Here is a 12,717-nt window from a genome sequence, read left to right as displayed (position 1 = left end):
GCCGCCGTGGCCGGGCCTCTGCCTCGGCTGCCCGACCCCACGCCGCACGGTCTTCGTCGGCGGTGCGGGCGTGCTGCTGGGAACCGCCGTGATAACTCTTCGCCTCGGTCTATCTGGTCGCCTACCTGGGCTTCGGCGTGCCGGCGATCGTCGCGGGACTTCTGATCGCTCCGGTCGGTCTGCTGGGTACCGTCCCCGCGTACGGCGTCGCCGTCCTCGTCGTGGCAGCCGCTGGGCCGGTCGCGCAGTACCGCGTCACCGCGCGCGACCGATCCGGAAAGGGGGCGTCGGCGCCGGTCAGGCCGTGGCGTTGACGTCGGCCCAGTGGACGGTGTGCCCAGGGTGGTCGTGCTCGCCGTGGGCGGCCGTGATGTGGTCGATGATGTCCAGCCCGCGGCCGTGCTCGTCAGGGGTGCCGCTGGCGGCCCAGTCGCCCTCCTTGTCGGCGGGGCCTCCGTCGGAGACCTCGATGTGCACCCGGCGGGTGTCCGCGTCGCGGTTCAGCTCGAGGTTCAGTGGGGGCTGGGCGTGCTCGACGGCGTTGGTGACGAGTTCGGAAACGGTCAGCAGCACCGAGTCGGCCGCCTCCTGGGGGACACCCCACCACGTCAGGAGCGTTTGGGTCATCCTGCGGGCCTCTCCGGCGGCTTCCGGGCGGTGCGCGAGGGGCCAGGCACCGCCCGTTGCCTGTCGTGGCCTCCGGGTGACGCCTCGCCGCGGGGAGACGGTGGGCGCGTAGGTGCAGGTCATGGTGATCACCCTCTTCCGGCGCCACGGTGACGCCCGGGACTCCAGGCCCCTAACGGCCTATGGCCATGTATATCATCTCTCTATATAGTTTGTCTATATAGAGAGGTGATATATGGGCTTCGAGTTAAGGATCTTGATCTGGTGGGCGACGAGATTGCAGCTGGCCGGTATAGCCGCTTGCAGCCTGCAGGATTGTCCGGGGTTTCCCGGCGGGGCAGCGTAGAGGTCGGGAAGACGGAATTGAACGGACGTCAGAAGGCCCAAGGCCCGAGGCCCGGCAGTCCCCTTCCGTGCGCGTCTTACCTGATGAGCTGTCACATTCCCTTTCGCTACAGGAGATTGATCATGCGTAAGATCAAGTGGCCCCTCGCCGCCCTCGCGGGCATCGTTCTGGCCCTGGGAGGTTCCACCGCGTCGGCCGTCGCCGCGCCGGCCTCACCAGTGGGCGTGCTTCAACATCACCACCATCACCACCACCATGGTGGCGACGTCGACTCGGCCCAGGTCACCGGCGGCTGGGGCGGCGATGGCTGGGGCGGTGGCGGATGGGGATGGTAGTTCCATCCCCGACGGGGCAGCGGCGGTCTAGTCGCGGCCTGTGCTGCCGCTCGGCACGAGCGGCAGCTCCGCGCTGAGGGTGGTCCCCGCGGTACGCGGACTGTCCAGAACCATCCTGCCGCCGAGGGCTTCCACCCGGTCCTTCAGACCCACGAGGCCGGTACCGGCGGCAAAGGCGGCCCCGCCGACGCCGTCGTCCTGTACGCGGACACGCAGTACGCCGGAGTCGGTGTCCACGGCGACGGTGACGGTGACGGTCGAGGCCTTCGCGTGCTTCGCTGCGTTCGTCAGTGCCTCGGAGACGACGTAGTACGCGCTGACTTCCACCCGTTCGGGCAGTCTCCCCGGGAGGCGCACCTCGACATCGACGGGGAGGGCCGATCGGCGGGCAAGCGCCCGCAGCGCGGGACCGAGGCCGCCATGCGCCAGGACCGCCGGATGGATGCCCCGTGCCACCTCGCGGAGTTCGTCGAACACGCCCGTGACCCCGGCGGCGACGTCGCGCAGTCGCGCGCGGAGCTCGTCCAGATCCGGCGGAACCGTCAGCTGCGCGTGCTGGAGCAGGAGGAGCAACGACACGAGCCTCTGCTGGACGCCGTCGTGCAGATCACGTTCGATACGGCGGCGCGCCCCGTCGGCGGCCGTCACGACACGGGCTCGTGAGGCGGTCAGTTCGGCACGGTTCCTGGCGTTCTCGATGGCGATCGCCGCCAGATCGGCGAAGGCGGCCATCTGGGACTCGGTGTTCGCCGGGAACGGGCCGTCGCTCTCCTTCGAGGCGACGATCACGCCCCAGGCCTCCCCGCCCACCACGATCGGGCGCCCCAACGACGAGCGCATGCCCGGTGCGCGTGCCTGCCGGGCGATCGCTCCGGTGGTGTCCTCGACGTCCTCGATGCGGACCGGACCGCACGTCGACCGGACCTGGCGGGCGGCACCGCGTCCGTCGAGGGCGGAGCGAGCACCGACGGGCGACGGGTCCGGCCCGCCCCGACGGCTCCAGGTCGCGACGCCACGCATGCCGCCGTACGTCTCGAAACACGCCAGGCAGGCCAGATCGGCGCCGCACAGGAGGCCCATCTCGCGGGTCACGGCCTCGAACACGGTCGCCGGCGGAGCGGACCGTGCGACGAGGGTGGCGACCTGCCGCAGCGCGGACTGCTGCTGCGACAGTTGTGCCGACACCTGAGCGGAGTGCCGCAGCCGCGCCGCCAGGCGGCCGACGATCGCCGCTGCGAGGAGGAAGGCGGCCAGAGCGACGGCGGATTGCGAGCCGGTGATCCCGAAGCCGTGCTGCCCGGCGTACGGCGCGACGGCGCCCAGGAGGCCCGCCGCGCCCGCCACGATCGCCATGCCCGCCACGATCGCCGTTCCGGCGGGCCGGCCCTTCGCCCAGTGCCGACTCCGTATGTCCACCCGGCCCTGTGTCATCGCTTCACGCCCCTTGCCCGGCCCGGCCCGGACCGGGCGGTTCAGCGGTCGACCGGTGCCGATGCCCATGAGAGCCTGCAGCTGGGCAGGTCATCGCCGCCATCGGCCGGCGACGGGGCCGGCCGGGCATGCCGCACAGGACGGTGGAAGGCGCGGTATGACACAGTTGCGAGTGGTTCTGGCGGACGACGACGTGCTGCTGCGCCAGGGCCTGGCAGGCCTGCTCGAGCGGGCCGAGGTGTCCGTGGTGGGGCAGGCCGGTGACGGCTCGACCTTGCTGCAGCTCGCGAGGGACACGGTGCCCGACCTGGTCGTGGTCGACATCCGTATGCCGCCGACCAACACCACGGAGGGTCTGGAGGCGGCCCGGGTCATCCGCCGTGAGCTGCCGGATGTCGGCATCCTGGTCCTGTCCGCGCATGTCGAGGTGGAGCAGGCCATGGAGCTGTTGGCCGGAGGTCGGCGGATCGGGTATCTGCTCAAGAGCCGGGTCGCCGACATGGAGGAGTTCCTGGAGGCGGTCAGGCGGATCGCCAAGGGCGGATCCGTCGTGGATCCCGCCCTGGTTCAGGAACTGTTCTCGGCGCAACGACGAAGGAATCCGCTCGACGCGCTGAGCGCACGCGAGCGCGAGGTACTGGCCCTGATGGCGGAGGGCCGGTCCAACGTCGGTATCGCACGCCGTCTCTGGGTCACCGAGGGCACCGTCGAGAAGCACGTGCGCAGCATCCTCGGCAAGCTGGGTCTGTCCGAGACCGACGATGACCACCGGCGGGTACGAGCCGTCCTGACCTTCCTGCAGGCCCCCTGATCCCGCGCCGAACAGGACGGAGTCCGGCGACACCTCTGCGGTGCGGGGGAACCCATGGACGCGGCAGCTGCCCGCCAGGTCGCGGGGCGCCCGGAACCGGATCAGCATGTCGGCCGCTGTCCCTTCCGACGGCCCGACCCGTCCAGCGGCCAGTGGCTCCCCGGTGCCTCGGCCACCGTGGCAGTGCAGGGGGCTCGTCCCGGCCGGTCGTCCACTGCCCCGCCTGCCGAGGTCGTCGCGAGGGGGCTGGTGGAGGCTGCCGCCGGTGGGGGTCCTGATGCTCGAGGTGCTGGGGGCGGCGAACAGCCCGTTGCCGAGGCCGTGGTGCAGGAGCAGGGCTGCGAAGAGGCCGTAGGGGAAGTCGGTGGGCAGGCGGAGGCGCCCGGCGAAGGGGGCGGCCGTCGCGACGCATCCCGCCACAGCGAACGGCCGGGCGCTCCATCTGTCCGACAGGGCTCCGGATACCGGTCCGGCCGCGAGGAAGCCGATAGTGAGGGGCAGCAGGTAGACGCCGGCCCACAGCGGGGTGCGGGCGTAGCCGTAGCCGTGGAGCGGCAGCCGGATGCCGGGGGCGGTGCCCGCAGGGCGGGGGGCTCGGTCGGGGGTCACCGGAAGTCCTCCCTCCTTGCTTCCTGTGGGACCTGGAGGTCAGTTGACGATTGCCGGGCCGAGTGCCGGTGCGGCCGTGAACGGCATCCAGGGCGCGCCTTCGACGACCAGGCGGCGCAGCGTGCGTACCTGGCGTGGGGCGTTCCAGCCGAGGGCGCCGACCACCCTCCCGCGGTGGCCGTAGGTGGCGGCGAAGCGGCCGTCCGATGTGTCGCCGTCGACGATCCGCATCTCCGCGTCCGGCGGGAAGATCCCGTACGCCTGGATCCTGGTGTTGTACTGGTCGGTCCAGAAGTAGGGCACGGGAGCGAACGGGGTGGCGTCGCCGAGCAGGTTGCCGGCTGCGGCCATGGCCTGTTCGGTGGCGTTCATCCGGTGCTCCAGCCGCATGCGGGTGCCGAAGCGTGCATGGGGCCAGGAGGCGACGTCCCCGGCGGCGTAGATCCCGGGTGCCGCCCGGCAATACGCGTCGCACTCCACCCCGTCTCCCAGCCGCAGCCCCGAACCTTCCAGCCAGCCGGTCGCGGGCACGGCGCCGAGGGCCAGGACGACGACGTCGGCCGGCAGCGTGGTGCCGTCGTCGAGGTCCACTCCGGTCACCCGGCCGTCGGCGCGGCGTAGCCGGTGTACCGGCACTCCGCATCGCAGGCGTGTTCCGTGGTCCCTGTGCAACTCGGCGACGAGCGCACCGATCCGGTCCCCGAACGGGCGCCGCACCGGGACCGGTTCCGGCTCGACCACGGTCACCTCCAGGCCCATGGTCCGGGCGGCCGCGGCGACTTCGGTACCGAGGAATCCGGCACCGACCACGACCACCCGGGGCCCGGCGCGCAGCGCGGCGCGCAGGGCGATCGCGTCGTCGAGCGTGCGCAGGACGTGAACTCCGTCCAGATCGCTGTCGGGCAGGCGCCGGGGAGCCACACCGGTGGCGATGATCAGCGCGTCGAAGCCGATGCTCTCGCCGTTGTCCATGCGCACCCGGCGGTCCGGGACGTCCAGGGCGACGGCGCGCCGTCCGAGCCGCAGGTCGGCCCGCAGTCGCGCGAGATCCGGCGGGGAGCGCAGGGTGGCGCGTTCGGGCCCCCAGGCGCCGGTCAGGATCTGCTTGGACAGCGGGGGCCGGTCGTACGGCGGATGGGGCTCCTCGCCGATCAGGGTGAGGTGACCGTCCCAGCCGCGGCGACGGAGGGTCTCGGCCGCGGTCAGGCCCGCGGCCGAGGCTCCCACGATGACTATGCGCTTCACTCCTTCTTCTCCTCTTCTTCCACCCAGATCGCCTGGGCCGGGCAGAGGGCGACGGCCTGCCGGACGTCGTCCGCCAGACGCTCGGGCGGGGTCTCGGTGAGGAGTACGACGATGCCGTCCTCCTCTCGCTGGTCGAACACCTCGGGTGCGGTCAGCACGCACTGGCCGGCGGCGACACACTTGTTCTGGTCGATGATCACCTTCATCGGATGCTCCTTTCCTGCGTGGCGGTTGGCCGCGCTCACCAAGTGACGGGCAGTTCGTAGACGCCGTAGACGTTCCCGTCGTGCTTGAACGGGATCTGGTCGAGATCCACGGCGAGCTTCAACGTGGGGATGCGGCGGTAGAGGGTGCTGTAGACCACCTGCAGTTCCACCCGGGCCAGCGGCTGGCCCAGGCACTGGTGGACGCCGAAGCCGAAGGCCACGTGGTGGCGGGCGTTGCGGTCGATGTCCAGCCGGTCGGGGGCGGGGAAGGCGTCGGGATCGCGGTTCGCGACGTCGCTGGAGAGGACGACGCCCTCGCCGGCGCGGATGGTCACGCCGCCGACCTCGATGTCCGCCAGGGCCACCCGGCGGCGTCCGCCGTGCACGATGGTGAGGTAGCGCAGGAGTTCCTCGACCGCCGAGGCGACCGTCTTCGGGTCGTCGCTCTCGCGCAGCCGGTCCAGCTGGTCAGGGTTCTGCAGCAGGGCCAGGGTGCCCAGCGCGATCATGTTCGCGGTGGTCTCGTGTCCGGCGGTCAGCAGCAGCATCCCCATGCCGGCCGCTTCACGCCGGGAGAGCTCACCGGCCCTGACCCGCTCGGCCAGTGTGGAGAGCACGTCGTCGGCCGGGTGGGCGAGTTTGACGCCGATCTGCCGGTCCAGGTAGTCGAGCAGTTGCTGTGTGGCCACCCGCGCCTGCTCCACGGTGCTGGTGCGCTTGATCAGGATCTTGCTGTTGGCTTGGAAGAAGTCGTGGTCGGCATACGGGACGCCGAGCAGCTCGCAGATCACCAGCGACGGCACCGGCAACGCGAACGCCTGGACCAGGTCCGCCGGCTTGGGCCCGGCGAGCAGGGTGTCGATCAGGCCGTCGACGATCTTCTGAATGGCGGGCCGCAGCGCCTCCACCTGCCTGATGGAGAAGGTCGCGGTCACCATGCGGCGAAGCCGCGCGTGCTCCGGATCGTCCATGTTGATGAAGGTCCGCGACTGCCTGCGGCGCTCCTTCTGGGCCGGGCTCAGATGGGGGTAGTGCGGGTGGTTGCTCTCCGAGCTGATCCGCGGATCGGCCAGCAGAGCCCGTACGTCGTCGTAGCGAGTGACCAGCCACGGGGTGCTGCCGTCCCACAGCCGCACCCGGCTGATCGGGGACCGGTCCTGCAGCGTGCGCAGGGCCGGCGGCGGATCGAAGGGGCAGCGGGCAGCCCGGGTCATGGGGTAGTCCGGTACCTGCGCCGACGGCACATCGGTGCCGGATGCCGAGGTGGTGCTCATGTTCTCCGCCCTTTCCGTAAGTCGGACATGGGGGCAGTGCCGGGACCGGGCTCGGCGCGCGTGGGGCGCGACGGGGTAGGTACCGCCTGCTGGAGGAGACATCGAAGAGCGAAGCCAGGAGGCTCAGGAGGGTGATTCGCCGCCGGACACGCGGGGTTGCGGGTCGGCTTGGAGCATCCGCCGCACGAGGGGCAGGGCCGTACGCATGGCCTCGCCCAGCGACCGCACGTCCTGCTCGGGCAACGCGGCCAGCATGTCGGCCACCCGGGCACACTGCGCGCGCCGGCGCTCGGTCATCAGCTCTCGCCCGGCTTCCGTGATGGCAACCAGGCGGACCCGCCCGTCTCCGGGATGGCCCACCCGAGTGGCGAGGCCCTGTTCTTCCAGGCGCTGCACCAGGGCGGTCATCGACGGTTGGGCGATGCCCTCCGCCGCCGCCAGTGCGGTCAGCCGGACCGGACCTTCCCGCTCCAGCCGGCTGAGCGCCGCAGCGGTGGTCAGACTCATGCTCTGCCGTTCCGACAGAAGGTGTCTGACCATTCCGGTGGCCAGCTCGTTCAGCGCCGCCGCCACCTCCTGGTGACCCTCTTCAGGCATCTCATCCATACCCTCATGTATATCACCCTTCTATATAGACTGTCTATATAGAAGGGTGATATATGCGCGTCCTGGGCCATCAGGGGTTCTGGTGACAATCAAGGCGGCATGGCGGCGCCGGAGGAAGGTGATGACCGTGACCTGCACCTATGCCCCAGAGGCACTCCCACGGTAGAGCCCTGCTCGCAGTCCGTCGGCGTCCGTCGGCACATGGACTCTGGCGCACGGCTCGGATGCCGCGGGGGAGGCCCGCAAGATCACTGAAGAGCTCCCGACTCAGTGGAGCGTCGCCGAGGACGCGGCCGACTCGGTCCTTCCGGCCCTCTCCGAACTCGTCACCAATGCCGTGGAGCATGCCCGGCCTCACTGAACTTCGGAACAACCTTCCGTTCTGGCGATACGGGAGCCGTCAGGTGCCCTGGGCCCGCTCCTGGGCCTCCAGGGCGGCGTCTCCGTGCTTGTGGATCCACCCGCCCAGCGCGCAAAGGGCGCCGCGCCACGTCGGCCAGCGGACAGACCGCAGGGAGATGCCTGCGACGGCGAGTCCGCTGGGCGAACGGCCGCCCTGACTGCCCCTTTACGGCCGGCGGCTGCGTCGGTCCGCGGGAACGGGAATCACCGTGCGAAAACCGCGCTTGCACAGGGTGCTCGCGAATCACACGTCACGAATACGCCTCTCGGGCAGGACGACGGCCCGAGGCGCCCTGGGCTTACTGCGCGACGACAGGTTCCAGGATGAACACGGGGAACTCCCGCGAAGTCTTCTTCTGCACGTCGGCGTACCTCGGAAGGCGGCGACGGCGCGCTGCCACCACTCCGTCCTCTCCTTGCCGGTGGCCTCATGGGCCGTCATGTCCTGCTTCACGGGGCCGTCCTGGAGTTCGACGTGCGGATCGGCCTTGACGTTGAAGTACCACAGTGGATGCCTGGGGGAGCCGCCCAACGAGCCGACCACCGCATATCGCCCGTCGTGCTCGACGCGCATCACCGGCGCCTTGCGGATCTTGCCGCTCCTGGCGCCCCGGGTGGTCATCACCACCACGGGCTGCCCGGTGTCCCACAGTGTCGTCCCCTTGGTGCCGCCGGAGCTTTCGTACACCTCCACTTGCTCGCGCACCCACTGTGTCGTGCTGGGTTCATACTCGCCCTCGAGAGGCATGGCATCCTCCCCTCGTCGTAAGGATGTTCTCGCACCGTGCTGTAACGCCGGCACAGGCATCGGACATTCCGGACAGGGGTGACCTCGCAGGTGGATGCCCTGCCGTCGCGGTCGGGTCCGGCTTCTCACCTGAGGACATCGCTCCGAGGTCCTGCTGACGCCCGAGGAAGCCGACCTTCGCGAACGCCTCCAGGCCCAGGTACTCCAGAGCTCGAAGACCGAGTGGCCAGCAAGATCATCGCCGGGGCGCCAATGGCAGTTCCGTTGGCCTCCGGGGCCGGTTTCGCAGATCGCCCAGAAGCTCGTCATCACCTCGGGTAGGAACCTCGGGTAGGAACCAGGGCAACCGCCCCTCGGCCGCCACGGCCTGCCGCATCCTGGCCGAGGGCGAAACGGCCGAGCTCACGACTGACTCGCTTCGGGGCTTACGCGCCGTGCTCTGCGAGCGTGACCTTCCGGCCCGCGCGCGCCGCCTCTCGGATCCGCTCCAGCATGCGGTGTCGCCGGACGGCGTGCCGGAAGTCGGGAACGCCGTCCTCGTCCGGCGCAAGGTTCCCGGTGATCTGGTCGCGCAGCAGCGCGTACTCGTGGGCGACGTTGAAGGCGGGCTCGGCGGATCGCTCGGTCCCTGGTGTCAGCGACCGCTGGTAGCGGGCGGGAACCGGAAGTTCGGTCAGCGCGCCGTCCCCTCCCCGGACGCCGTACAGCCGCAGCCCCCCGTACCACCACTGGGCCTGGTCGGCCTTGACGACGAGATCACCCTCCGTGCCGTTGATCTCCCAATGAAACGCGGTGGCACGTGACGTCCCACCGCGCATGTGCATCGCGGCGACGGCCCCCGACTCCAGCACACCGGTGACGGCGATCTGGTCCTCCGCGGTCTTGGCCGCGACCGCCCCGCTCGTGACGTGGGTGACCTCCGGGCGCAGGTTCTCGATGAGAGCCGACACCTCGCGGAACTCCCCGAGCACCATGGTCAGCGCGTCGACCGAGTGCCCGAAGGGGATCGACAGCAGCGTGGCGCCGCTCGTGACGTCCAGCACGTACGCATAGTTGTCGTCGTAAGTGGCGCCCCCGATCCAGCCCGACCCGAGCATGCTGGTCGACAGCACCCGCCCTACGTAGCCGTCGGCGACCAGGTCCCGCAGATACCGAAGCGGCGGAGCCGACCGGGCCTGCAGACCGACAGCCGTCAGCACACCCCTGCGATGCGCGAGGTCGGCCAGCTCCTCGGCCTGCGCGAGATCGGCACCGAGCGGCCACTCGCTGAACACCATCTTCCCCGCTTCCAGCGCGGGTCGGATGAGCTCCAGGTGATGCGGAACCTTCACCGTCACCACCACGAGGTCGACTTCCTCACTGCGGGCCAGCTCCTCTGCACTGGCGAAGGCCAGCGGCACCGCGTACTTCTCGCCGGCCGCGCGCGCCGACTCGGCGCTGCTGGCGCTCAGCGCCCGCAACTCGTATCCGTCGAGCCCGGCCAGCGCCGGCACATGGGCGGTGGCCGCCCACCCGCCGCTCGCGCTCAGCCCCACGACACCGACACGAATCAGCTCCCGGCGAGGGGAAGTGGACGTCATGTGCACCCCAGCGTTCGCAACCGCCTGCTCTCTCACCTCAAAACGGCCCATAGTCATGGCGGACACGCTCTGAGCATCACGTTCAGCCACATGCCGATCGGTTCGCCGTCCGTTAACGGCACCTCGACTCGGAGAGTTCGCTCGCCGCATCCCGCTCTGCGGCTCGTCGGCGCCTTCGAACCGGCCGTCGTCATGTCACGGCCGACCCCGCGCTACCGCGTACCGAGTCGTCATCCTTGAGGAGATGCAGGTAGAGGCTGTTGTCGGGCTGCTCGCTCACTGGCATGGACGTGCGGATCGGTGACATGTAGTTGCGGATCGTGGATCCCCGTGGCCCGGACTCCCTCGTCTCGTTCCAGAGCGCGACCGGTCTCCTACGAGGCGTACAGGTCCCGCTCGGTGAGGCGCGGTTCGTCTGCCGCGGTTCGTCTGTCACGGCTCGTCTGCCGCGGTGGGGACCTCGTCACCGGGCCGGTGGACGGTGCTGTGGTCGACGTACGCTCCGGTGGACAGAGCCGCGGCCGTCAGTTGCCCGCCGTCTTCGACGAGTTCCGCTTCGACTGTCCCGATGCGTGCGTGGGGGCTGTGAAGAGTTCGGCCAAGGCTCTCGGGATTCGGTCGCGGGAGCGGAAAACTCGGAGGGCTCACTCGGCGCTTTCGAACAGGTCGGGCGCCGGGACCTATGCGATGGGAGACCGATCAATGATGTTCACTCTGTTACGGAGCAGAGTGCGGATGGCCGCGCTCGCGCTCTCGGCCGTCGCGGCCCTTGCCTTCGGCGCGACCGCCACGACCGGCGCGGCAGCGGCCCACGCACCCGCGAAACAGGGGCCGACCTCGGTGGCGTACGTCGAGGTGAACAACAACAGCATGCTGAACGTCGGCAAGTACACCCTCGCCAACGGCGGCGGCAACGTCTTCGACGTCGCCGTGATCTTCGCGGCGAACATCAACTACGACACGGGTACGAAGGCGGCGCATCTGTACTTCAACGAGAACGTGCAGCGCGTCCTCGACAACGCCGCCACGGAAATACGGCCGTTGCAGCAGAAGGGCATCAAGGTCGTCCTCTCGGTGCTCGGCAACCACCAGGGCGCGGGATTCGCCAACTTCCCGTCACAGCAAGCGGCTTCGGCGTTCGCGAAACAGCTGTCGGACACCGTGGCCAAGTACGACCTCGACGGCATCGACTTCGACGACGAGTACGCCGAGTACGGCAACAACGGCACCGGCCAGCCCAACGACAGCTCCTTCGTCTACCTGGTGACGGCGCTGCGCGCGAACATGCCGGGCAAGATCATCAGCCTCTACAACATCGGCCCGGCCGCGTCGCGTCTCTCCTACGGCGGCGTCGACGTCTCGTCCACGTTCGACTACGCCTGGAACCCGTACTACGGCACCTGGCAGGTCCCCGGCATCGCACTGCCCAAGTCGAAGCTGTCGCCGGCGGCCGTCGAGATCGGCGGGACCTCGCAGAGCACGGTAGCCGACCTCGCCCGCCGCACCGTCAGCGAGGGGTACGGCGTCTATCTGACGTACAACCTCGACGGCGCCGACCGCAGCGCGGATGTCTCCGCGTTCACCAGGGAGCTGTACGGCAGTGACGCCGTCTACACGCCGTAAGGCGACCGCACGCCCCAGTGCGCGGCGCTCCCTCGGGGCTTGCCGCATCCCGTAGGGCGGCGATCCGCGCAGGCCGTGCCTTCGACAACGATGTCGGGGGCGCGGTGCGGGCTGACTCATGGGAGCTGAGAGCTGAGAGCGGGGAGCTGACAGCTGAGAGCGCGCTGACCGGGTGTCTTGCTCAGGCTGCGCCGACCGCCGGCCGGGGATGGTGCGTTGCCGGTGCCGGGCTGGGCGAGTGTGTCCCGATAGGGGCTCGCCGACCAGCCCGGCGTCGTCACGGTGCCGACCGCTCGCGCGGTCCGGTGCCGGCGAGGGAACCTGGCTGATGCAAGGGCGAGTTGAGGGCCCCTCGGACAGACTCAAGGACAGGACTTGGGACAGGAGGCACCGTTATGCGCATCCCCGGCCCCGAACACCAGGACGACGGCGGGGTGAGCGCCGTTGCGGCTGCGGGCGGGCTGCACCGGTACCAGTTACGCCTGCACGAGGCGCACGGACCCGTCGTGCGCTTCCAACTTCCGGGCGCCGGAACGGTCGTGTCGGTCGCCGACCCCGTCCTTCTGGAGGCCACGGCGCACATCGACAAGCGGCCCGACGAGCTGTTCGCGTTCCTGGACCCGCTGTGCGAGGCGGGCAACCTGCAAGTGCTACCCGCCGACGAGCACACCCCCTACTTGTGGGGGCCGTGGTTCATTGCCGGTGGCATGGCCTTTGCCGCGGCCGCCACGCATTATGTCCGCCGACATGACGGCCGGCGTGAGGTACGGCTTTACGGCTCTGCGGGGGCGCTGGGCGCGTTGTTCCTGTCATTGGCCTCGATGGTCACCGGGATTGGTTGACGGCTGTCAGGCAGCTGCCGATCACGGGTGAA

11 protein-coding genes and 3 pseudogenes are annotated in these 12,717 nt (G+C 69.9%); 5 read left to right on the top strand and 9 right to left on the bottom strand.

What is annotated here, in order from left to right; translation table 11 throughout:
- Positions 1-297 precede the first annotated feature (297 nt).
- Complete coding sequence (locus tag AC5677_RS04660) at positions 298-627, bottom strand: ATP-binding protein (protein ID WP_497193724.1); 330 nt, start codon at positions 625-627, stop codon at positions 298-300.
- 468 nt (positions 628-1,095) lie between these two features.
- Between AC5677_RS04660 and AC5677_RS04655 the strand changes: the two genes are divergently transcribed.
- On the top strand, positions 1,096-1,308 hold the full coding sequence (locus AC5677_RS04655) for a hypothetical protein (protein WP_497193723.1): 213 nt from the start codon (positions 1,096-1,098) through the stop codon (positions 1,306-1,308).
- A 27-nt stretch (positions 1,309-1,335) separates the two neighbouring features.
- On the opposite strand, the gene AC5677_RS04650 is transcribed toward AC5677_RS04655, so the two are convergent.
- Positions 1,336-2,724 (bottom strand): GAF domain-containing sensor histidine kinase, encoded by a 1,389-nt coding sequence (locus AC5677_RS04650; protein ID WP_497193722.1) that lies wholly within the window; start codon positions 2,722-2,724, stop codon positions 1,336-1,338.
- A 172-nt stretch (positions 2,725-2,896) separates the two neighbouring features.
- Between AC5677_RS04650 and AC5677_RS04645 the strand changes: the two genes are divergently transcribed.
- Positions 2,897-3,550, top strand: coding sequence for a response regulator (locus AC5677_RS04645; protein ID WP_497193721.1), 654 nt, complete (start codon positions 2,897-2,899; stop codon positions 3,548-3,550).
- A 276-nt stretch (positions 3,551-3,826) separates the two neighbouring features.
- Here AC5677_RS04645 and AC5677_RS04640 read toward each other — a convergent pair.
- The 5 genes and pseudogenes from AC5677_RS04640 to AC5677_RS04620 form a co-directional block, all read right to left on the bottom strand.
- Positions 3,827-4,117, bottom strand: a pseudogene (locus tag AC5677_RS04640) (MFS transporter); the annotation flags it as partial.
- An 81-nt stretch (positions 4,118-4,198) separates the two neighbouring features.
- Positions 4,199-5,404, bottom strand: a complete 1,206-nt coding sequence (locus tag AC5677_RS04635) for an NAD(P)/FAD-dependent oxidoreductase (protein WP_497193720.1) — start codon at positions 5,402-5,404, stop codon at positions 4,199-4,201.
- The gene (locus AC5677_RS04630) at positions 5,401-5,610 is read right to left on the bottom strand and encodes a ferredoxin (RefSeq protein WP_497193719.1); all 210 of its coding nucleotides are present in this window, start codon (positions 5,608-5,610) and stop codon (positions 5,401-5,403) included. Before AC5677_RS04630 ends, AC5677_RS04635 begins: the two co-directional genes overlap by 4 nt.
- 35 nt (positions 5,611-5,645) lie before the next feature.
- Positions 5,646-6,884 carry a cytochrome P450 gene (locus AC5677_RS04625; RefSeq protein WP_497193718.1) on the bottom strand — a complete coding sequence of 413 codons (1,239 nt, stop codon included), beginning with the start codon at positions 6,882-6,884 and terminating at the stop codon, positions 5,646-5,648.
- Between the two features lie 123 nt (positions 6,885-7,007).
- Complete coding sequence (locus AC5677_RS04620; protein ID WP_497193717.1) at positions 7,008-7,490, bottom strand: MarR family winged helix-turn-helix transcriptional regulator; 483 nt, start codon at positions 7,488-7,490, stop codon at positions 7,008-7,010.
- Positions 7,491-7,698: 208 nt separating this feature from the next.
- Here AC5677_RS04620 and AC5677_RS04615 point away from each other — a divergent pair, with 208 nt between their 5' ends.
- Positions 7,699-7,851 carry an ATP-binding protein gene (locus AC5677_RS04615; protein WP_497196510.1) on the top strand — a complete coding sequence of 51 codons (153 nt, stop codon included), beginning with the start codon at positions 7,699-7,701 and terminating at the stop codon, positions 7,849-7,851.
- Positions 7,852-8,191: 340 nt separating this feature from the next.
- Here the strand turns inward: AC5677_RS04615 and AC5677_RS04610 are convergent.
- Positions 8,192-8,640, bottom strand: a pseudogene (locus tag AC5677_RS04610) (nitroreductase family deazaflavin-dependent oxidoreductase).
- 425 nt (positions 8,641-9,065) lie between these two features.
- Entirely contained in the window at positions 9,066-10,220 is a 1,155-nt protein-coding gene (locus tag AC5677_RS04605) for a Gfo/Idh/MocA family oxidoreductase (protein WP_497193716.1), read from the bottom strand.
- Between the two features lie 705 nt (positions 10,221-10,925).
- Here AC5677_RS04605 and AC5677_RS04600 point away from each other — a divergent pair.
- Positions 10,926-11,843 carry an endo-beta-N-acetylglucosaminidase H gene (locus AC5677_RS04600; RefSeq protein ID WP_497196509.1) on the top strand — a complete coding sequence of 306 codons (918 nt, stop codon included), beginning with the start codon at positions 10,926-10,928 and terminating at the stop codon, positions 11,841-11,843.
- A gap of 395 nt (positions 11,844-12,238) precedes the next feature.
- A pseudogene (locus tag AC5677_RS04595) lies at positions 12,239-12,520 on the top strand (cytochrome P450); the annotation flags it as partial.
- Between the last annotated feature and the right edge of the window lie 197 nt (positions 12,521-12,717).

This window comes from Streptomyces sp. JLSY215 (assembly GCF_059682825.1).
This window is presented reverse-complemented; position numbering and strand designations above follow the sequence as displayed.